11 protein-coding genes are annotated in these 24,114 nt (G+C 36.1%); all 11 read left to right on the forward strand.

Annotation, left to right across the window (positions count from 1 at the left end; translation table 11 throughout):
• The first annotated feature begins 127 nt into the window (after window positions 1–127).
• Window positions 128–3,352, forward strand: coding sequence for a PKD domain-containing protein (locus tag IPJ83_11450; protein MBK7881159.1), 3,225 nt, complete (start codon window positions 128–130; stop codon window positions 3,350–3,352).
• Between the two features lie 261 nt (window positions 3,353–3,613).
• Complete coding sequence (locus IPJ83_11455) at window positions 3,614–9,007, forward strand: gliding motility-associated C-terminal domain-containing protein (protein ID MBK7881160.1); 5,394 nt, start codon at window positions 3,614–3,616, stop codon at window positions 9,005–9,007.
• Window positions 9,008–9,336: 329 nt separating this feature from the next.
• Window positions 9,337–15,090: a gliding motility-associated C-terminal domain-containing protein gene (locus tag IPJ83_11460; protein MBK7881161.1), complete on the forward strand. Its 5,754-nt coding sequence runs from the start codon at window positions 9,337–9,339 to the stop codon at window positions 15,088–15,090.
• A 180-nt stretch (window positions 15,091–15,270) separates the two neighbouring features.
• A complete protein-coding gene (locus IPJ83_11465) occupies window positions 15,271–17,661 on the forward strand; it encodes a heavy metal translocating P-type ATPase metal-binding domain-containing protein (protein ID MBK7881162.1) in 2,391 nt (796 codons plus the stop codon).
• Between the two features lie 96 nt (window positions 17,662–17,757).
• Entirely contained in the window at window positions 17,758–17,916 is a 159-nt protein-coding gene (gene ccoS / locus IPJ83_11470) for a cbb3-type cytochrome oxidase assembly protein CcoS (protein MBK7881163.1), read from the forward strand.
• 3 nt (window positions 17,917–17,919) lie between these two features.
• The gene (gene ccoN / locus IPJ83_11475) at window positions 17,920–20,037 is read left to right on the forward strand and encodes a cytochrome-c oxidase, cbb3-type subunit I (GenBank protein ID MBK7881164.1); all 2,118 of its coding nucleotides are present in this window, start codon (window positions 17,920–17,922) and stop codon (window positions 20,035–20,037) included.
• Window positions 20,038–20,047: 10 nt separating this feature from the next.
• Window positions 20,048–20,209 carry a CcoQ/FixQ family Cbb3-type cytochrome c oxidase assembly chaperone gene (locus tag IPJ83_11480; protein ID MBK7881165.1) on the forward strand — a complete coding sequence of 54 codons (162 nt, stop codon included), beginning with the start codon at window positions 20,048–20,050 and terminating at the stop codon, window positions 20,207–20,209.
• Window positions 20,210–20,220: 11 nt separating this feature from the next.
• A complete protein-coding gene (locus IPJ83_11485) occupies window positions 20,221–21,375 on the forward strand; it encodes a c-type cytochrome (GenBank protein MBK7881166.1) in 1,155 nt (384 codons plus the stop codon).
• Window positions 21,375–22,769: a cytochrome c oxidase accessory protein CcoG gene (gene ccoG, locus IPJ83_11490; protein MBK7881167.1), complete on the forward strand. Its 1,395-nt coding sequence runs from the start codon at window positions 21,375–21,377 to the stop codon at window positions 22,767–22,769. Before IPJ83_11485 ends, ccoG begins: the two co-directional genes overlap by 1 nt.
• A gap of 8 nt (window positions 22,770–22,777) precedes the next feature.
• Window positions 22,778–23,221, forward strand: coding sequence for a FixH family protein (locus IPJ83_11495; GenBank protein MBK7881168.1), 444 nt, complete (start codon window positions 22,778–22,780; stop codon window positions 23,219–23,221).
• Window positions 23,222–23,923 (forward strand): sulfite exporter TauE/SafE family protein, encoded by a 702-nt coding sequence (locus IPJ83_11500; GenBank protein MBK7881169.1) that lies wholly within the window; start codon window positions 23,222–23,224, stop codon window positions 23,921–23,923. It abuts the gene before it with no gap.
• Window positions 23,924–24,114: the final 191 nt, after the last annotated feature.

Here is a 24,114-nt window from a genome sequence, read left to right on the forward strand (position 1 = left end):
TGTAAATTATTGAATATTAATTAATTATAAATTCAATAGTAAAATATTTGAACGATCGTCAGAACTTGTGGCCTGCAAAAATGAGATTTTTTTTAATTTGTGGCGTTTTAAATGCAAACAAAAAAATATGAAATCTGGAATTTTAACTTTTTTTATTTTGTTGGCCTGCTTTTTTGGCCTAAATGCTCAAACGATTACTGGAAATCAGGTTCAATCTTCTTCAAAACCAACCCTTGACAAAATATTCAAACACTACGAGGTGGTGACTTTGAATATTAAAGAAATTCAATCCACCTTGAACACCAGATCTACTGTAAAAAAGCTTCAGTTAGATCTTGGATCAAAATCTTGGCCTTTGGATCTCTTTGAATATGATTTGTACGGTAAAGATTTTTATCTCTCTGTATCCGGCGATAATGGAGTAACCCGAAGACCGAGGAATAAAGATATAAAAACATTTAAATCTATTTTAAGAACGCCAAGAGGTGGATGGGGCTGTCTTACCTTGACAAACGATTTTTTTACTGGTCATGTTGTAGATGCAGGTCAAAGTATATATTTTGAAATGGTTTCCTCTCTAGATCCAGCTGCACCCAAAGATGAAATTGTCATCTATTCTGAATCCGATGTTATACGTAATTCAGGTATAACTTGCGGATTTGAGGAGTATGAGAAAGCTATGCAGTTAAATCAAAAAGAATCCCATAACAACGATATTAATTCAAGAGGAGTTTGTAGAAGTGTGGATATTGCATTGTCCTGTGACAAAACTTTACATGATGCAAAAGGAGGTGTCGCCCAGGCAGACGCCTTTATGACTTCTGTTTTGAATAATGTACAAACTAATTATGATAATGAATTCAATGATGCAGTGGAGTTTACGATCAGCACTGTTTTTGTTGCTTCAACAGTCGGCGGAGATCCATGGAATGGATCAACAACCATCAATGCTCAATTAGATCAGCACCGAGCTTGGGGAAACAGTGGAGGTTATGGTGGAGCTAGTTATGCAGTAGCAACAAACTGGACTCGAAAATTTACTTCTGGAGCAATAGGACTGGCTTGGTTATCTGCTCTTTGCAGCAGCTTTAGATACAATGTTTGCAGTGATTATGGTGGTAGTGTTGGTGGAGGACTTAGAGTTCTTCAAGCACATGAGCTAGGCCATAATTTTAGTTGCCAGCATGACGCTGCCGGATCGAATACTATCATGGCGCCTGCAGTTAACGGATCGAATACCTGGTCTTCAAATTCTATTTCGTCTGTAAATAATTATCTTCCAGGACTTGGTTGCTTGGGTACTTGTTCCGCAGGAGATCCTCCTGTTGCTAATTTCAAAGGAAACCCAACCTTCGTTTGTGCAACTGGGAAAGTACAATTTACGGATTTATCCACCGGCTCACCTTCTTCTTGGTTGTGGACATTCCCGGGTGGTTCACCTTCTACTTCAACGCAACAAAATCCGTTAGTCACCTATACCACGAAAGGGGTTTATGATGTGACTCTTAAAGTTACTAACCAGTTTGGGTCAAATGAAGAAACATTCAGTCAGTATATTGATGTGGAAGCCAAAGCAGTACCTATTTTTACCACAAGTGTTATAGACAGAGATCTTACAACTACCAACAATTCGTTAAATGGAGATTCTTATTTATGGTCTTTTGGTGATGGGAATAAATCTACTGAAGAAGAACCTTATCATACCTATGCAGAAGACGGAGTCTATACTGTTGAACTTGCAGTGACCAATCGTTGCGGGACTGTCAAGAAAAATGTTAAAGTCAATGTGGTAACACCAAACGAAGCTAATTTTAGTTCTGATGTTCAGGATGGTTGCTCAGTACTTAAAGTAAAATATAAAAATCTATCTTCTAAAAATTCAAATACTTTTGAATGGGAGTTTCCAGGTGGAAACCCATCCAAATCTACTTTAAAGGAACCGATTGTTACATATACAGAAAAAGGACAGTTTGATGTAAAACTAACTGCCTTTAACTCAAGGTACCGCCACACAAAATATGAAGTTAAATACATTAAAGTGGACAGTACCCCGATTGCTAATTTTGAAGCTGCTGCACCTTTAGGAAACTTAATCAAGTTCATAAACAAATCTATTGATGCCACAACTTACGCATGGGATTTTGGAGATAATTCAAAAAGTTCTGAGGTTGAACCTGAGCACAATTTTCCCGGCCCCGGAAAATATAACGTTTGCTTAATCAGTACGGGAAAATGTGGAAAAGACACCACCTGCCAGGAGGTTGAAATCAGCACAACTTTAAATTCGAAATTCTCAATTGATAATGCTAAGGGTTGTGTGCCATTTGAAGTACAATTCAAAAATAATTCAACCGGTGCTACCAGCTATGAATGGAGCTTTCCCGGAGGAAACCCATCTTCTAGTACAGATCCAAATCCTAAAGTTACTTATGACAAAGTTGGAGTTTATGATGTGACTTTGGTCGCAATCAATGGGACAGATAAATCTACTTTAAGCCAAACCGCCTTTATAAATGTTGGTGCGGCACCAGTTGCCGAATATCAATCGACTGTTTCAGGATATGCAGTTTCTTTTAACAACACATCAAAAAACGGTGGTAGTTATTTGTGGGACTTTGGGGATAAGGAAACCAGTACTGAGGAAAATCCTACACATACCTACAAAGCTGAGGGAGAGTATGAGGTTACCATGACCATGACTAACGATTGTGGAACTTCTGAGTTAAAACAAAGAGTAATCGTTTATCTTATTCCAAAAGTCAACTTCTCCTCATCCAAAACGCGTATATGTGCAGGCGACTATGTAACCTTCCTTGATGAATCGTCTAAAGATGTAAATAACTGGGTTTGGCAATTTGAAGGAGGAGAACCGGCAACATCAACGGAAAAAAATCCTTTGATTTCTTATGCAAAGCCGGGAAATTATGCTGCCAAACTAACAGTAAAAAATACAAATGGTGAAAACTTCATTACGAAATCGAATTATATTGAAGTAATCTCTTCTGTATTATGTCCGGACAAAACCGGTAAAAAAAGGAAAGTTCAACTGGGAGAAGAATCTGACCCTGGAAAATCGCTCAACAACAGAAACCGAACGAATGCCGAATTAACTGTTCTTCCTAATCCTAATTCTGGAGTTTTCAACATATTATTGGGCCAAGTTTCTCCTAAATCAGGTATTTCGGTTGTTCTTTCGGACATTATGGGCCGTAAGTTATATGTTAATAATTCTCCTGAAATTCAGGGAGGAATGATCAATTTAAACTTAAATTATTTAGAATCAGGGACTTATATACTTCAGTGTAAGCTGGATGACATTCTTTTGTCCAAAAAATTGATCATTAATAAATAAAATTTTTTAAAATTAATTAAGAGCCTTACCTGTCCGGTGAGGCTTTTTTTTTATGATAAAACAACATTTGGCCTCCTTTTGGAGTCTTTAGTCATATATGTTTTAATTTTTGATCCTTTCCATTAATCGGTTATAAAAAATAAATAAAATGAGCTATATTGGTAGGATTTAATTTAAAAACCATTATCCAGACAAATTCTTATTTGATATTAATATTTTTGGTAATATATTTAATTTTGGATTTGTTTTCGTTTCTTTAGTTTGAATAGATTTATTGCTATAGTTGGTATTTGTTTTGTTTGGTCAGGCGGCTTGCTTGGACAATGGTGTTGTATTGACACGAACTTACTAATAAAAGATAATTTTACCCAGACCTTAAGACTCCAGATTTCAGGTGCAATTGACAACGATTTAGCATCTGTTTCACAAGGTGTTTGTGGAGTTCGAATCAAATTTGACCATAAATTTATTGGAGACCTGACCATCAATTTATCCTCTCCATCCGGTCAGACAATAGGACTTATAGGTCCTGTGGGAGATTCGGGTTTCACTTTCTTCTCCAAATGGAATGTCACCTTTGTCCCATGTGGCCAAAAAGCCGTTCCGGATGCGGGCTTCAAATCTAAGTGGGATAACCTCCAGTTTTGGGGGATACTCGGTCAGTTTTTTAACGGTACTTATTATCCGCATAATGGTTGTCTGGAAGACTTTAATTTGGGAAGTGTTAATGGTACATGGACTCTTACTCTTATAGACAACGACAAAGGATATGAAGGAAACATTGAGAGTTTTTGTCTTTTGTTCTGTGACAATTCCGGGATTTCATGTAACTCATGTAGCCCAAACGGAGGTTATTTTGATCAAACTTCCTTAAGCTATTGTGAGAAAAGTCAAGAATTGAATCTGCAGATAAGACCCATCCAAGCTAGTTTCATTCCAGATTCTTCAATTTATGCTTATGAGTATCTTATAAGTAATGGAGATATTATTATAGACCGAACTGTTTCTCTTGATTTTAGAAATTATCTTCCTGGTAACTATGAAATTTGTGCTATTTCTTACCTTAAATCGGACAGCCTCAAAATACCAAAACTTGGTCAGGGCGTGAAGTTATCTGAATTGAAAAATGATTTGGCCGCCAACCGAAGCGGGATATGTGCCGAATTGTCAAAAAATTGTCTCGATCTCAAGATCAACAAGGTTCCGGATCCTTTGGATTATAATGTTTTTATTTGTCGAGGGGACAGTTTTAGGTTAGACAGCACATTTTATTATCTGGAAGGAAATTATACTGTAAAGTACACCTCCCAAGAATCCTGTGATTCTGTGATTAACTTGAATTTAAAATTTGTAGATTTAAAAGCTCAAATCAAAAATCCTCTTCCTGAAATAAATTGTTTAAATCCAATTGTCAATTTGGATGTATCTGGCTCCTCTTTCCCCCAAGGAACAGAATTTATTTGGACGACAAACGATGGACAATTTTCAGACCTAAGCGACTTGTTAAGGCCTAAAATAAATAAAGCAGGAAACTACAAACTTGTAATTAAAAAAGGTCAATGTGCAGATTCTATAGAAGTGTTGATTACAAAAACAGGAACTCCTCCTGAATTGGAGGTTAGTACGGATACGCTAAACTGTAAAAAATCTTCATTTATTGCAAAAGGCTCAAGTAATGTAAATTTTCCCACATGGATTTGGAGAGATAGTTCTGGCAATGTTTTAGGAAATTTAGATACATTAACCATAAATAAGTCTGGGAAATATTCCATTCAGGTAACAGACATGGCTGGTTGCTCAAATCTCCAGATTATTAACGTGGTAGAGGATAAATCTCCTCCAATAATTAGTGCTTTTGCGACTACCATTACTTGTCGGGAGGATTCTTCAGTACTCAGTTTTGTTAGCCAAGATAGTATTGTGACTTATTCGTGGTCTGGTCCTTCTGGTGTGTTTAACTTAGGAAGTATTCATTATGTTAAACTTCCAGGATTATATAAGGTAGAAGCTTCAGGTAAGAATGGTTGTATTGCTGAAGAATTCGTCCAGGTAAATTCAGTAAAAAATATTCCTGATTTTAAATACAGTGTGGATACTTTATCTTGCAAGGATACGGTGGTTAGAATTGTTCCGGTGATTACTTCGCCACTAGAATTAATTGAATTTTCAGGACCGGATAGTTTTTTGACAAATGAATTTGCTCCTTGGGTGAGTAAATCAGGATTGTACCAGGTTAAAATAATTGATACAGCCGGTTGTAGACTGGATACTTCTTTATTTGTACATGAAGATCTGGAGATGCCAGATTTTCGATTGTCCGGTGAGGAATTAAATTGTGGAGAAGACAGTATTCAAATTTTTCTTTTTCATAACATTAATCCTTTATTTAACTACCAATATAGTTGGAATGGTCCAGTAGGATTTATATCAGATCAGCAAAATCCATGGGTTAGACAAAATGGTTTGTATATGGTCAAAGTTACTTCTCCAAATGGTTGCTTTTCTTTAGACACGATTACAATTTTTGAAGACAAAAACCGACCAGTAATTAATCTGTCTGCTCCGGAAATAACTTGTAGGGATACAGTAATTTCAATTTTAACAATTTCTCCAACAGGCATTAATTTTGATTGGAGTGGACCAGATAATTTTGTTAGCACCAATCAAAATCCAATGGTAACCTTAGGAGGGCTTTATATGGTAACAGTTACTGCTGCCAATGGATGCACCTCCGAAAAATCAATTGAAATAATTGAAAACAAAAAGCCAGGTATAATTTTTGTAAATGGAGATACGATAAATTGTGTTAGGGATTCAGTATTGATCAATGTCCAAACAGCTGGCCAAATTGATTCATTTAATTGGTCGGGTCCATCAAATTTTAAATCTAATTATTTAGAACCAAAAGTAGCACAGGGAGGATGGTACTTTTTATATGCCAAAGCAATCAATGGATGCATTTCCATGGATTCCACATTTGTTTTCGAAGATACCACCAGGCCAGATATATATTTAATCGCCGATTCTATTACATGCAATCAGGCGTTTGCAAATATTTTTACCACAGTACAGGATTCTTTTGCAAGTTTTATTTGGGTATTGCCCACAATGGATACTTCACGAACAAAAAATTTGCAAACAAGTTTGGAAGGAATACATACATTATTCGTTACAAATTCCAATGGATGTAAAAATTCCAAAGAAATATTTATCCATGCCTCAAAAGATAAACCATTATTGAATTTGGTTTCCGATACCATCACTTGCAAGTTTAATTTTGGAGAGATTAAAAATACAACACACGAACCATCATATTCCTATCTCTGGGAAAGACCAGATAAATCAAGGGATACCAGTATAACAATCCGTACAAATTTTGTTGGTTGGCATTTTGTTACAGTGACAAACTCATTGGGTTGCATCCAAGTTGACTCTATTTTTGTAAACAGCAATATAGTTAAACCTGACATTTCATTCTCCGATACAATAGTTAACTGCAAAAATTTGGGAAATGCATGTCTTAAGGTAAGCAGTAGTTCAGTCTTGGATTCAATTGAGTGGACAAATCCAGTGGGGATTAAAAGTTCGGGAATAGAAGTTTGCAACCCGATTGGTGGTTATTATCAGGTTAAGGTTTTAGATAAATCTGGGTGCAAAAATATGGATTCGGTTTTCGTTAAATTCGATACTTCTTTATCTGTTAATCCAATACTTTTAGATACTATTAATTGTAAAAAATCCTATGCTACATTGGACTTAATTTCAACGGACTCAATTTCTAAAGTTGATTGGTTTGGACCATCAAACGTTAATTCAATATCAAATTATAAATTTGAATTTACTCAGCCGGGTAGATACCTTGCAAGAATATTTGGTTTGAATTTTTGCAACTTAGATACTTTTTTTGAAATAAAATCCGATACTTCAAAACCAATATTTAAACTTACATCAGATACTATAAATTGTTTGAAACCTAGAGCCTCCTTGAGTATCTTTTCATCAGACTCTAATCTCAACTATAATTGGTTGTTTCCGGATGGAAGTCGGTATGTTGGAAGTGCAGTTTCAGTTTTAATGGGTGGAACTTACATTGTTACAGTGACTTCTGGAAATAATTATTGTTCTGATTCTGATTCCGTCATGGTAATTGTAGATACTATTGCCCCAACATTAGTTGCGGATGACTTGTCGCTGCCTTGTAACTCTGATTCCGTTCAGTTAAAAGCATCTTCTAATTGCACAGATGCAATTTTTATTTGGACTGGACCCAATAGATTTTTTGCTACCGAACAATATCCATTTGCTAGAGATACCGGAACTTATAATGTAAATGTTATTTGTAAGAACAGATGCTCTGCACAAAAAAATATCAGATTGGGAAATATCGCAAAATATCCTGAATTTTTAGCGGAAGGTGGAATCATTAATTGCATGCAGGATTCTCTACAATTAAAACTTAAACTCCAAAGTCAGGATTCTGTTTTAGGTTGGAGTGGTCCTAGCCAATTTACCTCCAAGATAAAAGAACCATTTGTGAGCCTTCCTGGACAATATACAATTAGCGTGATTAGTTCAGAAGGTTGTCGAAAGGATAGTTCTGTTTCAGTTACTTTAGATAGCGTTAAACCCGATTTCAGAATTTTGCAATTGGATACATTTAAATGTAGCCAAAGACAAATCAGATTATTTGGACAATTATTTGATTCGTTGTCAACTTTTGAATTTTTATGGTCCAGTACCAATGGATCTATCCTAGGAGTTCCCAATGTAAATCCTGTATTAGTAGACTCTGAAGGTGATTACGAACTTTTAATAAGGAATAAACGTAATGGTTGCTATTTGAAGAAAATTTATTCCATAGAGGATGCTTCAAAAAGTCTTGACGGAATAGATTTAGAGATTGATATGCCAAGTTGCTTTGGAGTGGATGACGGAAGGATTAAAGTAAAAGATGTTTATGGTGGCAAGCCACCTTATCAGATGTCTTTGGATGGTTCTAATTTTAATTTAACTAATGAATTTAGAAACCTTGCACCTGGAAGTCAAAGGATTTTTATTAGAGATGGGTTTGGATGTACTTACGATACTTTAATAGTAATCGGGGAACACCCCGAACTTAAATTATTGGTTTTAAAAGATACTACTATTTTGCTTGGCCAGACAGCTCCATTAATTGGTGTTACTAATGTAGATACAAGTTTGGCAAAACAAATTGAATGGATGCCTTCTGAAAATGTTAACTGTCCCCAATGCCTTTTAACTTTTGCTAAACCTTTAAAAACTACCCGATATAAACTGCATATCATTGATGTAAATGGATGTGAAATTGCTGACGAACTTACTATCACTGTTATTACAGAACCAAGAATCTATATTCCAGATGCATTTACTCCAAATGGAGATAAAATAAATGATGTAGTTAGCCTAATAACCGGAGAGGATGTTTTGTTTGTAAATAAATTTGAGATTTATGATAGATGGGGGAATAGAGTTTTTGGATCTTATGCTTTTGATCCAAAAGTGACAGAAGTCGGTTGGGATGGAACTTTAAATGGTTCACCTGTGAATTCGGGGGTTTTCGTTTACCTGATAGAAGCTGTTTCTATAAGTGGCAAATTGATTTCCAAGAGTGGCGATCTCACTTTAGTACGATGATAGGTCCCTTGGCTCGCTTATAAATAGTTGATTATTAGTATGATGTACTAGTAAATCGATTATGAAAGTTGACTAAATTTTTTCTTAATATTTTTTTTACTTGTGTTGCAACGGATATCTTACTAGTGGGGTCTTATTATTAGCCAGGAAGATTGGCCTGATTATAGATAATGTGTTAATAGGGATGATGGAATACATGAGTTGTATTTTTAATCTCAATAAATTCTTGTAATTAAATTTGTAAATTGTTGTTAATCAGTGTACTTTTATTCGGCGTTTCAGAAGCTCGTATAGATATTAATTTAATGTATAAGTCAAACAAAAACAATATGAATAAAATTTTACTCTCCTTTTTCATTGGAATATTTTCCATTTGGAGTTTAGAACTTTCAGCACAATGTACCCCTCCTTCAGCGGATGAATGTGAAGACGCTAACGTTCTTTGCTCTTTGGATGAAGTAAATGGGTATACCTGCCAGAATACTACTTATTCCAATCCAACTGGATGTTCCCCTCTATGTCCTTCCGGTGGAGGTGCACATAATACTGGTTGGTGGGCATTTGTTTGTGATGGAGGTCCTGTCACAATTACTATTACTTTCAGCAACTGTTCCGTGAATGGTACAGGGGTACAGATGGGTATTTGGGGAGATTGCGATTGCAACGAATCCATTGTTTGTAACCCTAACTGTAATGGGGCTGGTTCATTTACCTTGTCCGGAAATCTTACAGCCTGTAAGACTTACTACCTTTTCGTAGATGGTTGTTCTGGTGATGTATGCGATTTTACACTAACCACTTCGGGAGGTTCTGCTCCGATGTTGCCTCCATTAGGCAATATTATGGGCCCGCGGGATGTCTGTAAAGGTGCGTGTAACATAAAGTATACTATAAACACAGGAGGAGCTTGTGGTCCGACCTATGAGTGGACCTTAGATGGAACAGAAATCGGAAGTGGATTGGGCGAAGTAACTTTGGATTTTCCTGATGAAGGTGATTTTCAGCTATGCGTTACAGCCTACATCGGAAATCCACAATCGGGTTCAATTTGTGATCAGGATGGACCAAAATGTATTACCATTCGGGTTAGACCAATTGCAGATAAAATAGGTCCTCCTTGGACACTTTGCAATGAGCGGATTCCATTTAATTGGCATGGAGAGCAAATTTCAGCTACGGGTGAATATCGACATGAATTCACTGATCGAGCCACATGCTGTAAGTTTGACTCTGTCCGGCAATTCATTGTTCTCGAGGTCCCGGAACCACCGGATGTATATCATTTAGGATGTGATAATAATGATGTCTATATAGATCCAACCACCAGACAAGTATTTAGTACCTGCCAAAATGGAAAAATTGTCAATTTGCCAAAATCGACAGATCCATGGAGATGTGATAGTACTTATAAGCTTACCGCTATATTTTTAGATTACAATGTCACATTTAGAGAGTATTGCATAGGTGGTAAATTGGAAATTCAGCCAAGAGTAATAGATCGTACGAAAACTTGTGGAGCATCTGGTCTTTCTACAGACATCAGCTATAAATGGTTTCTAAAAAATGACCCTGGTAAAAAAGCTATAGGTAATGACGAAATTCTCACTGATGTGGAGAAAAAGGATGATTATTGCGTAGAAATAAAAGTTTTGGCAAACCTTGGGGATAAAGCAATTATTTGTTTTTATGAATTTTGTGAGCAATTTGATGAAGATCAATTCAAGCCCAAAAAGGTGTGTCCTAAAGGAGATCTGCAGGTTTGTAAGGGTAAAACAGGTATATATTACATTGATACAATTTTACCTAACGATGTTTACTTCCTAAATTGGAATGTAACTGGAGGAACAATTCTTACAAAGAATGCATTCGACACTACTGTAATAGAAGTACTTTGGAATACAAATGCACCAATAGGAACTGTGTGTTTTAATTTTGAATCCAATTGTGGTCCAAGCCCTGAGTGTTGTATTGATGTCGAAATAGTTCCTTCTCCTGCTCCTGATGCTGGGCCGGTAATTTCTGTTTGTGGTCTGTCCACTAGCTTCCAAGGTAAAAAGGATGTTGGGGGCCAATGGACTAAAATTTCAGGACCTGGAAATGTAACTTACAGTGATCAGTTTGATGATAAGTCAGCAGTAACTGTTGATCAATATGGAACTTATGTTTTTGGATATACAGAAACACGATTGGGTTGTATTACAACAGATTCCACTACTATAAATTTCAATGATACACCTACTAAAAGTGCTGCAAACTATATTTGTAATTCCAATAACAAGGACTATACCTTCAATTTTCAAATATCCGGAGGTAAAAGCCCATATACAGTAATTAAAGGAAATGGAACCGTAAGCCCTCTGGGTGTATATAACTCCGGGGTTATTTTAAACCTGGCTAACGATACCGTTAGGATAAGAGATGTGAATGGTTGTGAATTTACTTTCATTCATGTTTATGAGTGTAAGTGTACCAACAATCTGGGTAATTTGGATAAAACTCAACAAATACTTTGTGAGGATGGGGTGGTAGTAATTAACTATGACCCAACCGGGCAGATTCTGGATCCAAGTCCAAATAAAGACACAATTATTTTCTTTATTTATACAGATCCTAACAATCCTTATAGTTCAAGGATTAGGGACATCAGTTCTTTATCCATACCTTATGATCCAACTTTTGTTTATGGACAAACTTATTATGTTGGTGTTATTCTTGGTAGAACCGACAATAAAGGAGGAATTGACCAGATAAAAGGTTGTTTGAGAGTCGATGGTGGCGTTCCGTTTGCATTCTACAAAATTCCTGCACCAAATGCAGGACCGGATGATGCGATATGTGGTAGAGTATATGATTTAGGTGGTTTTCAATCTATCCCTGGTTCACGCATAGAGTGGAGATTGGTTCAAGGACCTTCACCAACTTCTGGCGTATTATTCAACAATACCTTGGATCCCGCAAGTCAAGTAAGTGCTTTGGGTGATTTCGGTACATATGTATTCGAATTAGAAGAAAACAACAATGACATTTGTATACAGAAAGATTTAGTGAGCATTACTTTTAATCCTTCACCGGAGGTAAGAAACGTAGAGCCAAAATGTGTTGCATTCGGAGCTCCTGGTTCCAAGGATGGTAAATTTGTTGTCGAAGCCGACCTTATGAGTGGAAAGGCACCATATACTTTGCTGACAGCCAAAGGAACCATAACGGGAAACAAATGGGTCTCTGATACCTTAGCAAGTTTGGACACATTCAGTATTCAGATTCAGGATGCCAATGGATGTATTTCTCAATTAACAATTGATATATATAATTGTAATTGTGATCCAATTGATGCAGGAAATTTGGATAGCTTGCTAACACGAGTCTGTGAAGACGAGTGTGTGCCTATCAAAAATTTGATACCTGAAAGTATTAATGCAGCCGAGGATGTAGCTATATATATATTGCATAAGGGTTCATATAATGACCCTTCTACTGTCCTTGATACACTTTATTCAATAAATGATATCATTTGTTTTGACAAAACTAAAATGCTTTTGGGCGTCGAAACTTACTTTATTACCAGGGTAGTAGGGGAAGATCTTGCTCCAAGAGATGGCGTGGTAGACATAAAAGATCCTTGTAAACGAATTTCTAATAACCAACCTATCATTTGGGAGCCTTATCCTTTGGCTGATGCTGGATTAGATAAAGACATTTGCGGACTTACTTTTCCATTAGATGCCAATCTTACTTTAGGTAACGGAACCTGGCGTCAGATAGGTGGAAGTAATGCGGTATTTGCAGATCCTAATGCCCCGTCTACTACAGTAACCGTACCCGGGTATGGAACCTATAATTTTGAATGGGCAGTATTCAATTACAGTTGCGATGCATATGACTCTGTTACTGTAACATTCCTGGATGCTCCTGAATTTATTGACAACACATATACTGTTGAATGTGATAATACAGCTGAAAATTATCGGGTGAGAATTACTTCCCGTAATGGTAATCGACCAAGCTGGAATATACAGGGAGAGCATTCAGTTAATGATCCTTTAGTAGGTAGCTTTGAGGCCGGAGATCGATGGTTGACGGATTGGATTCCTCAGGGAAATCCATTTTTACTAACCATCAGAGATAAAAATAATTGTTTGGTGGATTCTTTCCAGGCTGTGGAGATTTGTAATTGTATTACGGATGCTGGTGTATTAACCATGACCCCTAACAATCTTTGTTTTGATGCAGCAGCTCAAGCTAACTATACTGTAGCTCCAGGTGTATTGGATGGAAACGATATCTTTAGATATGTTCTATATGATGGTACAGCAGGAAATCCAAGAGCTGGCACAATTATTAGTTTTAACGATAATGGTAGGTTTGTTTTTGATCCGGCTACAATGCAATTGGGTAAAACTTATTACATAGCCGTTTTCGTTGGAAATATTGATCCAACAACCGGTAATGTCAATTTTACTGATCGTTGCTTGGATAATACTCCTGGCGTTCCAGTAGCTTGGTTCTCTTATCCAGTAGCTGCCATCAATGGGCCGACTGAGTTGAATTGTAAAGTAACCTCAATTACTCTAAATGGCGCAATATCAACCAGTGGATCAGGTGACCAGTTGGCTTTTAATTGGACTACTTCAAACGGACAGTTTGTTAATCCTGGTCAAGTTACTGGTGCAACAGTAGACATCAACAGACCTGGAACTTACAATTTGGAAGTCGTGGATCCTAGAGCTGGTTGTAGACATCAAACAAGTTTTGTTGTCACACAGGATATAGTTAAACCTACAGTAGATATTAAAACACCTGGCATTTTAACTTGTGATGTTAAAACGCTTAATCTGGATGGAACAGGATCTTCAACCGGAGCAATTTATCAACCAACATGGTCAGGTCCGGGTAATTTAACGGGTGGGAGTACTTATACCCCAACTGTAAATGCAGTAGGTACTTATACCCTCACAGTGGAAAATTTGAAAAATGGTTGTGTGGATCTCAAGACTATAAATGTTACAGAAGATGTTGCTTTACCTGTTGCGGATATCAGTCAAAAAGGAAATCTTACATGTACTGTAAACCAAATTCAATTGGATGCTTCCGGTTCACGTGCTAACTCTGGAACAATAGGAACTTATACTTGGACAGGAAATGTGCTTTCAGGACAAGGAACCAATACGGTAACCATAGGAAAGCCTGGTGGCAGTTTTATTGTAACCGTTAAGGATAGTAAAAATGGATGTATAGATTCTGACACTATTGATGTGACCGAAATAGGTAATCCATTGGCAGATTTGTTAGTTGATCCGGTAAATCCAAAATGTTTTGGTGAGCGTAACGGTACAATCACCGTTAATCAGGTATTGGATGTTAACAACCAACCATTAGGTAATTTACAATTTTCATTTAACGGTGGACCATTTACATCAAGCAAAGCCTACAACAATTTAGGTCAAGGTTCATATAAGATTACTGTAAAAGATCCAAATGGTTGTTTATTGGAAAGAACATACAATCTTATTGAGCCAGGTAAATTGGGGATAGAAGTAATCAAGAGTATTGTTGTGGATCAAGGTTCTTTAGTTAGATTGGATTCATTATTAATTGCTTTAAGAGGAGGAACTTCTGCAAATGGAGCATATAAGGATACTACATGGTTCAATATCGACCAACAAGTGGATTGGGAAAGTAAACTGAACTATTTAGCAGATACTACAAGAGAATTTTTAATTACAGGGATAGACCAAGCCGGTTGTGAAATCAGCGACAGAGTAAGAGTTTTGGTAAGAATCATTAAAGATGTGTGGTGGCCTACTGTAGTCTCTTCTAATGGAGATAATCTCAACGATCATTTCAATGTTTATGGTAAACGAGTTAGAAATGTAAGGTTGCTGCAGATTTATGACAGATGGGGATCACAAGTTTATTCTCAGACTAATCTTCCTGATGGAAACACCAATAGATCTGTCGGATGGTCTGGTGAATTTAAAGGAAAGAAAGCTCTTCCAGGTGTTTATGTTTTCTACGCTGAAGTAGAATATGAAGGTTCTACAGGATTTGAAAAAGTAAAAGGAGAATTTACTCTCTTGCGCTAACAATTATAAATCTAAATATAAAAGGCCTCCAATTTGGGGGCCTTTTATATTTAGATTCATTCTATTTTAGAGGAAATGTATTAGAATGCATGCTAAATATCATTTTTTGAAATGACATGAATTTTCTAAAAGTTATGGATAAGCAATAGCTTTGGGTTCGATATTTTAATATCTTAGTATATGAGCATATTGATTGAATCTGATTTAAAATGTTTTCATTGTGGGGATCAGTGTGACGATTCAATTAAAATTGAGGACAAAGTGTTCTGTTGTTATGGGTGTAAAACAGTATATGATTTACTTCATAAAAATCAGCTATGCGATTACTATAACTTTGAACAAGGTGCTGGAATAAAAGTTAAATCATTCAAATCTGACCGGTTTGCATATCTTGACAGACCCGATATTATTAGTAAATTTATTATTTTCAAAGATAAAGAGTGGCTGCATTTAAAATTTGAAGTGCCACAAATGCATTGCATCTCTTGTCTTTGGTTGCTGGAAAACCTGCATAAACTCAATCCTAATGTAATTAGCTCTAAAGTTGATTTTAATCGAAAAATCGTAAAAGTCATCATTAACTCAGAATTAATTACGGTAAGGGAGCTTGTTGAATTAATGAGCTCTATAGGCTATGAGCCATATATTTCATTAGATAACATGGAGAACAAGGCTCCGAAAGCGATGGATCGTTCATTAATTTACAGAATAGGTGTCGCTGGTTTTTGTTTTGCCAACATTATGCTATTGAGTTTTCCGGAATATTTAGGCTTGGAAATGTCTAAGGATAAAGATTTGGGATTAACCTTTAGATACTTAAATCTCCTTTTGGCTTTGCCTGTATTTTTTTATGGTGCTGTTGAGTTTTTTAAGATGACATGGATTGGCTTTAAGCGCCAATATGTGAATATTGATGCACCTGTGTCTTTAGCAATTGTAGTGACTTTTGGGCGGAGCATTTATGAAATTTTTTCCGGTATTGGACCAGGATATTTAGATAGTATGTCAGGTATTGTGTTTTTTATGTTGATCGGAAGATATTTCCAGTCCAAAACAAAAGCATCCTTATCCTTTGATCATGATTACAAAACTTATTTTCCAGTAGCTGTCACAAAATTAGATCAAGGCAAAGAAATTCCTGTATTGCTCCATGAAATTAAAGAATCCGATATATTAAAGTTAAGACATGATGAAATTTGCCCTGTAGATGGAATCTTATCGAAAGGCGAAGCTAAAATGGATTATAGTTTTATTACTGGAGAAAGTGAGGAGAAGAAAATCCAGACGGGGGGGATGATTTATCAGGGTGGGAGAGTTGTGGATTCCTCAATTGAAATACTAGCACTAAAACCATTTTCGAAAAACAGCTTTGTAGATTTATGGAATAATCAAGTATTTTATCAGGAAAAAGTGGACCAATCTGTCATCCATAAACTAAGCAGTTATTTTTCAATATTTGTGTTCTTGATTGCTTTTTCTGCCGGTGCATATTGGTATTTTTCAGACCCATCAAAGGCTATGCATGCATTAAGTTCAGTTCTGATTGTTGCCTGTCCTTGTTCTCTTTTATTGACATCGAGTTTTACTAATGGGTACATTTTGCAACTCTTTTCTAAATATGGTTTGTATTTAAAAAATCATTTAGTTATCGAATCATTGGCTAATGTAGATACTATTGTATTCGATAAAACAGGAACTCTAACTGAACCTGAATCAAAAGAAATTCAATTTATAGGGTCAACATTAACTCAAGAGCAGTTGCATTTAATAATTTCTTCTATTGATAATTCAACCCATCCATTGGGTAAAAGGATAGCTGCAAATTATAAAAATTATGCAACACTAACCCCGGATGAATACAAGGAGTATAGACACCTTGGGATCGAAACCAGGATAGGCCAATGGAATATAAAAATGGGGAGCAAAATGTATATTCTTGGGGAGCACGAAAATGATATCTCTGATTCCAAGGTGTACTGTATGATTAATGATTTATATCTTGGTGCATTCGTTTTAAAACAAAAACTAAGAGATAATATGGCTAGTGCACTAGTAAAATTAGCTAATTATCCAATGAAAGTTTTAAGTGGGGACACGGATGTTAAACTAGGCAGTATTTCTTCACTTTTGCCTGCAAGTACATCATTATTAGGAAATCAAACTCCTCAAATGAAAAGAACGTACATTGAGCATTTACAAAGCTCGGGAAAAAAGGTCCTAATGATTGGTGATGGATTAAATGATGCTGGTGCTCTAAAACAAAGTGATTGCGGGATTGCGGTTGTAAATGACTCATTTTGTTTTTCCCCTGCTTCAGACGCTTTGCTTGGAGGTAATCAATTGTACAGGATTCATTCAATTTTAAAGGTGGCCCGAAAATCCCAGCTACTTATCCAAACAGTTTTTGCTTATTCTATTCTGTACAATATTATTGGATTGGGCTTTGCAGTTTCCGCACAACTGACTCCTTTTGTTGCTGCGATTTTAATGCCCATTTCCTCCATCAGCATTATTGTGTTAAGTTTTGGTTTGGTAAAAATGCTTGAAAATAAATATTTTACAGATATATAAATAATTGATAATCAAAATGATTAAAATCATTATTAATTCTGATTTGCATTATAAACAAAAACAAATTTTAAAGAGACTTTTGTAAAAATTATACAATTGAAAGTTATTATTTTGCTTTTATTATTGAGTTTGGCAGTAGCAATTTTCTTTCTGTTTGCATTTATTTGGGGTGTAAAAGATGGTCAGTTCGATGACGATTACGCCCCCCCACGCAGGATATTATTTGATTCAAAAGACATTAACCACATAGATTAAATTATGGAGCTACAGAAATTTTATTACGACAACACTAATGTCAGAAATTTTGCCTACGCAACGGTTATTTGGGGAATTGTAGGTTTTTTATTAGGGGTGGTGATTGCCTTTCAGTTGGCATTCCCTTCTTGGAATCTTGGTTTTTCATTTACGACTTTTGGTAGATTGAGACCCATCCACACCAATGCGGTGATTTTTGCCTTTGTGGGCAACGGAATTTTTACCGGGGTGTATTATTCACTTCAAAGATTATTAAAAACCAGAATGTGGAGTGATACCCTAAGCAAAATCCACTTTTGGGGCTGGCAATCCATTATTGTACTTGCAGCTGTTACTCTTGCACTTGGTTTGACAGAAGGGAAAGAGTACGCCGAACTTATTTGGCCAATTGACATCCTGATTGCACTAATCTGGGTGATTTTTGGTATTAATATGTTTGGAACAATTCTTACAAGACGTGAGCGTCATATGTATGTTGCCATCTGGTTTTATATAGGTACTTGGATTACTGTTGCCATGTTACACATAGTTAATTCCTTTGCAATTCCAACTTCGTTGACACACAGTTACAGTTTTTTTGCGGGAGTACAAGACGCTTTGGTACAATGGTGGTATGGTCATAATGCAGTAGCGTTCTTCTTAACGACGCCTTATTTGGGTATCATGTATTATTTTGTACCAAAAGCTGCAAACCGACCCGTATATTCTTATAAATGGAGTATTGTACATTTTTGGGCATTGATTTTTATTTATATATGGGCAGGTCCTCATCACTTACTTTATACTGCATTGCCTGATTGGGCCCAGTCACTCGGTACAGTATTTAGTGTGATGCTTATTCTTCCTAGTTGGGGAGGTATGTTGAATGGCCTATTTACTTTAAGAGGTGCTTGGGACAAGGTTAAAGAGGATCCCGTTTTGAAAATGTTTGTGGTTGCATTAACATGCTATGGAATGAGTACGTTTGAAGGGCCAATGATGTCTTTGAAAAATGTAAATGCTATTTCTCATTACACAGATTGGACTATAGCACATGTACACATAGGTGCTCTTGGATGGAATGGTTTCTTAACATTTGGTATGTTGTATTGGTTGGTTCCCAGGATTTATAATACAAAGTTGTATTCTACAAGACTCGCAAATACGCATTTCCTTATTGGGGTAATTGCCATACTATTATATGCGATACCAATGTATTGGAGCGCATTTTCACAGGCATTCATGTGGAAACAATTTACAGAAGCTGGTCAATTGAAATATCAGTTTTTGGAGACTGTAACTAAAATTATTCCTCTATACATTGTGCGCGGTTTGGGAGGAACAGTATTTCTTTTCGGAGCCGGCTTGATGGTTTATAATTTATACAAAACTGTTCAATCTGGTAAATTTCAAGCTGAAGAAGCTGCAGAAGGGCTGCCTTTAAAAAATCAACCACTTACTGTTATGCAAACTTATTGGCATAACATCATTGAGCGCAAGCCTTTAATGATGTTAGTTCTAAGTTTAGTGATGGTAGCAATTGGTGGATTGATTGAGTTGGTGCCAACCTTTTTAGTTAAATCTAACATTCCTACCATTGCATCAGTTAAACCTTATACACCGCTGGAATTGCAAGGTCGTGATTTGTATATACGTGAAGGCTGTTATAGTTGTCACTCACAAATGATTCGTCCATTCCGGGATGAGGTTGCCAGGTATGGAGAATTTTCTAAGGGAGGGGAGTTTGTTTATGATCATCCATTTCAATGGGGTAGTAAGCGTACAGGACCGGACCTAGCAAGAATTGGTGGAAAATATACGGACAGTTGGCATTACTTGCATATGAGGGAACCTGCTTTAATTTCCCCTGGATCGATTATGCCTGCCTATCCTTGGTTATATGATAATGACTTAGACTTGAGCACAACTGCGGCAAAAATCAGGGCTATGCAAACATTAGGTGTTCCTTATCCTGAAAAATATGACGAAAAGGCCAATGAAGATTTACAGGCTCAAGCGATAGAAGTATTCAAGAGATTGAAAGCTGAGAAAATTGAAGCAGATCCTAATAAGGAAATAATTGCTTTGATTGCATATATGCAAAGAATGGGAGTGGATGGAAAATTGAATCAAAACAAGTAATTTAATACAGATGAAATTCAAGAATTATTTGTGTTCAATTGACCATGTTAATATTTACCCACTTATTGGGTTGGTGTTATTTGTTAGTTTTTTTGTATTCGTGTTGATTTATGTTGTTTCGATGAAAAAAGAAGAATCCAATCAATACGCTAAAATTCCTTTGGAATCTTAATTTTTAAATTTATGAAATCAAAATCTTTATTTTCCATAATAGCTTTTCTTTTTGGTTTAAACCACTTTGTTTATAGTCAGGGTGGTGTTGCGACGGGGAATAATGCCGTTCAGAACGATCCATATGATGTAGTCAGATACATGTTGATATTTGTGTGCACTGTTTTATTGCTGATTATTATTGTATTGGGTAATGCTTTGTTGGCAGCATCCAAGCAATATTTAAGAACTAAAATCAATAAACATTCTTCAAATATTTTGACATTATTGATTACAATATTAACGCTCAGTTTTTGGTCTATGCCAATTCAGGCAAATGCACAAACCACCATGATGCCACGAATCGATTGGGGTTTAATTCCAATGGATGTTTGGGCAATGATTATTCTAGCGTTTCTTGAATTTGTTATCATAATCGCTATTTCAAATAAAATAAAAGGGTTTGTTACACCGGAATCTGAAATTTTAGAACCATCTAAAAAGGAATCTTGGTTAATCAATTTATGGAGAAAGGCCAATAACTTCAGACCTATCGAGCAAGAATACCAAATTGATTCCGGCCATAATTATGATGGTATTCGTGAGTTAGATAATAAGGTGCCGGGTTGGTGGAGTTTTGCCTTTTTTGGATGTATCTTATTTGGCGCGGTTTATATGTACAGATACCACGTTGCTCATTCTGCTCCTTTGCCTCATGAAGAATTGAGCATAGCTCAGGCCAAGGCTGCTAAGGCTAAGGCTGAGTATATGAAGAACCAGTCTGAGTCCGTAGATGAAAATTCAGTGGTAATGTCTGATGCTGCTGGTATTGCAGAAGGCGCGGAATTATTTAAAACCAACTGTGTGGTCTGCCATCTTGCTCAGGGACAAGGAAGTATTGGTCCGAATCTTACGGATGATTATTGGATAAATAAGGGAGGCTTGAAGGATATTTTTGCCACTATTAAGTATGGTGTACCCGCTAAAGGAATGAAGTCATGGGTAGAAGATTTCAGTCCAAGGCAGATTGCTAATTTGTCAAGTTTTGTAAAGTCTTTACGAGGTACAAATCCTCCTAATCCTAAAGAAAAACAAGGTGAGCTTTATATCGAAGAAGCAAACGGGTCAACTTTAGTGGACACATCAGATAATAAGAAACCAGTGGACACTACATCATTGGGTAAATAATGGCCATACAACCGAAGAATGATGTAGATTTCAAAGACCGGATTTCAACGGTTGATGCCAAAGGAAAGAGAAAGTGGATTTATGCATTAAAACCTGAAGGAAGTTGGTATAATTATCGGTCTTATTTAAGTTATTTTTATTTACTGGTCTTTTTTGTTCTTCCATTTCTGAGTATCAACGGGAGTCCGATAATGATGTTTAATTTTCCAAAGGCAGAATTTATATTTTTTACTGTACTTTTTACTCCGCAAGATTTTGTAATGTTCGGTCTTGCAATGCTGACTTTCATTTTTATTATCATTGTATTTACAATGATATACGGCAGGTTGTTTTGTGGATGGGTATGCCCTCAAACGGTGTTTTTAGAAATGGTGTTCAGAAAAATTGAATACCTTATTGAAGGGAATGCAAATATCCAAAAGATAAATGATGCTAAGCCAATGACTCTGGAAAGAGGTGTGCGAAAGTTTATCAAGCATTTTGTTTTTCTATTTGTATCGTTTTTGATCTCCAATACATTTTTGTTGTACATAATTGGTAAGGACGAGTGGCTTATTTTGGTTTCAGATCCATTTAAATACCACATCATTGGGCTAATTTCAATATTGGTTTTTACCTTGGTTTTTTATGGAGTCTTTGCCTTTGTTAGAGAAATTGTTTGCACAGTGGTCTGTCCATATGGTAGATTACAAGGAGTTCTGGTCGACAATAATACGCTTGCAGTAAGTTATGATTCAAGACGTGGTGAACCAAGAACCAAACACAAACTGGAAGAGCAGCAGGGAGATTGTATTGATTGTAATTTATGTGTTGCGGTATGTCCGACAGGAATAGATATAAGGAATGGTTCCTCCCAACTGGAATGTACCCAATGCACTGCATGCATCGACGCATGCAATATGATGATGGCAAAAGTTAAGAGGAAGCCAGATTTGATTAAATATGCTTCAGTGAATAATATAGTTTCCAACCGAAACTTTAATTTCACCCCTAGAATTAAGGCGTTTTCAGGTATTTTATTGGCTCTTATCGCATTGTTTGTGTATATTTTGGCCACCCGGACTCAATTGGATGCTGTAGTTTTGAAAGTTCCTGGCCAAATTCTACAAACCAATCCGGACGGGAGTGTTTCAAATTTTTATTCTCTAAAATTAACAAATAAAGGAAGAAAAACATTGCCGATTTCTTTGTCCATGGAAGATGGCATTGGATCCATTGAGTTTGTTGGACACAAAGTTGACTCTATCACAGGAAGTACAAAACTAGATTGTTTGTTTTTTGTTAGATTGGAAAAGGATCAAATAAAAGAACACAAGCGAAAATTAGAATTATTGATAAAAAGTAAAGAGAAGGTTCTCGCAAGAAAAGATTTGATATTTGTAGAGTTTTTATAACAATCTAAATGACCATGAATTTCGGACATAAAGTATTGATAGTCTATATTATAGGAGCCCTTGGAATAATTTTTATGGTGGTCTTAAGTCTTAATATTGACTTTGAAATGGCTGAAGACAACTACTATGCTAAAGAAGAAAAAATGGAGCATTATTTGGAAGGAAAACGAAACACTTCCAATCTTGAAGGCGGCATTGTTCAATTGTCCGTAGACCAAAATTTTATAGTAGTCAAAATCAACCCAACATTAGATACTTCATTATTAAAAGGCGAATTGCACTTTTATTATCCTCCTGCCAAGGCGTTAGACAAGAAAATGGAGATATTACCTCCTGCTAATTATGTTTATTCGTTTGCCAGGTCCGAAATGGGAAAGGGAAAATCCATTTTAAAAGTTTCCCTAGAAACTGCCGGAAAGTTTTATTATGATGAAATTTCAGTAGTAAATTAAATGCTTGTTTTCCTTTTATCTGCATTGACTTTGGGCCTTGGTAGTTCACTGCATTGCATGGGTATGTGTGGTCCATTGGTAATGGCAATGCCATTTCAAGATAGCAATGGGGAAGTCGCCATCTCTCGTTTGGTATTGTATCATTTGGGGAAAACCTTAAGTTATGCCAGTCTTGGGTTTATATTAGGAAGTTTTGGCATGGGATTTAAGCTAATAGGGTATCAACAAAGTTTTTCCATATTTTTTGGTGCTTTTATATTACTGATAGCCATAGCACCTTATATCTTTAAAGAGGTCATTCGCTATCAAAATGGATTTTTGCTAAGAATAAGCAGTGTGACCTCCACATTCCTCAGTCGATTGAGCCCCAATTCTATATTTTATTTAGGAGTTGCCAATGGATTGATTCCCTGCGGTATTGTATATATCGCCCTTGCAGCATCAGTATTGATGTACTCATCCTGGAAAGCATCCCTTTTTATGATGGTTTTTGGATTAGGGACGATCCCATCCTTAACTGTAATAATCTATTCTAAAAAATTGATTTCAGGAAATTGGGGTAATAAATTTAAAAAATTAACGCTCATTTTGAGCGTAACCCTTTCATTCTTGTTTATGCTGAGAGGCATGAACTTAGGAATACCATATTTAAGTCCTAAATTAGATGACAAATCAACTTTAAATTGTTGTCATAAAAAATAATTAGCCGGTTAACTATATAATATAACTCAGAAATTGAGCATATCTCGTATGGGAACCTTTAAAAGTTAACCTTGAATTAATTAGTTAATTATCAGGTGTTTATTCTTGTTCGGAGGTTCTAAGTTGAATAAGAAACCAAGAACAAATAAAACAAACGGTACAAATAGAAGCAATAATCATAAATCGTATTT

It is taken from the genome of Candidatus Vicinibacter proximus (assembly GCA_016713905.1).
GTDB classification, from domain to species: domain Bacteria; phylum Bacteroidota; class Bacteroidia; order Chitinophagales; family Saprospiraceae; genus Vicinibacter; species Vicinibacter proximus.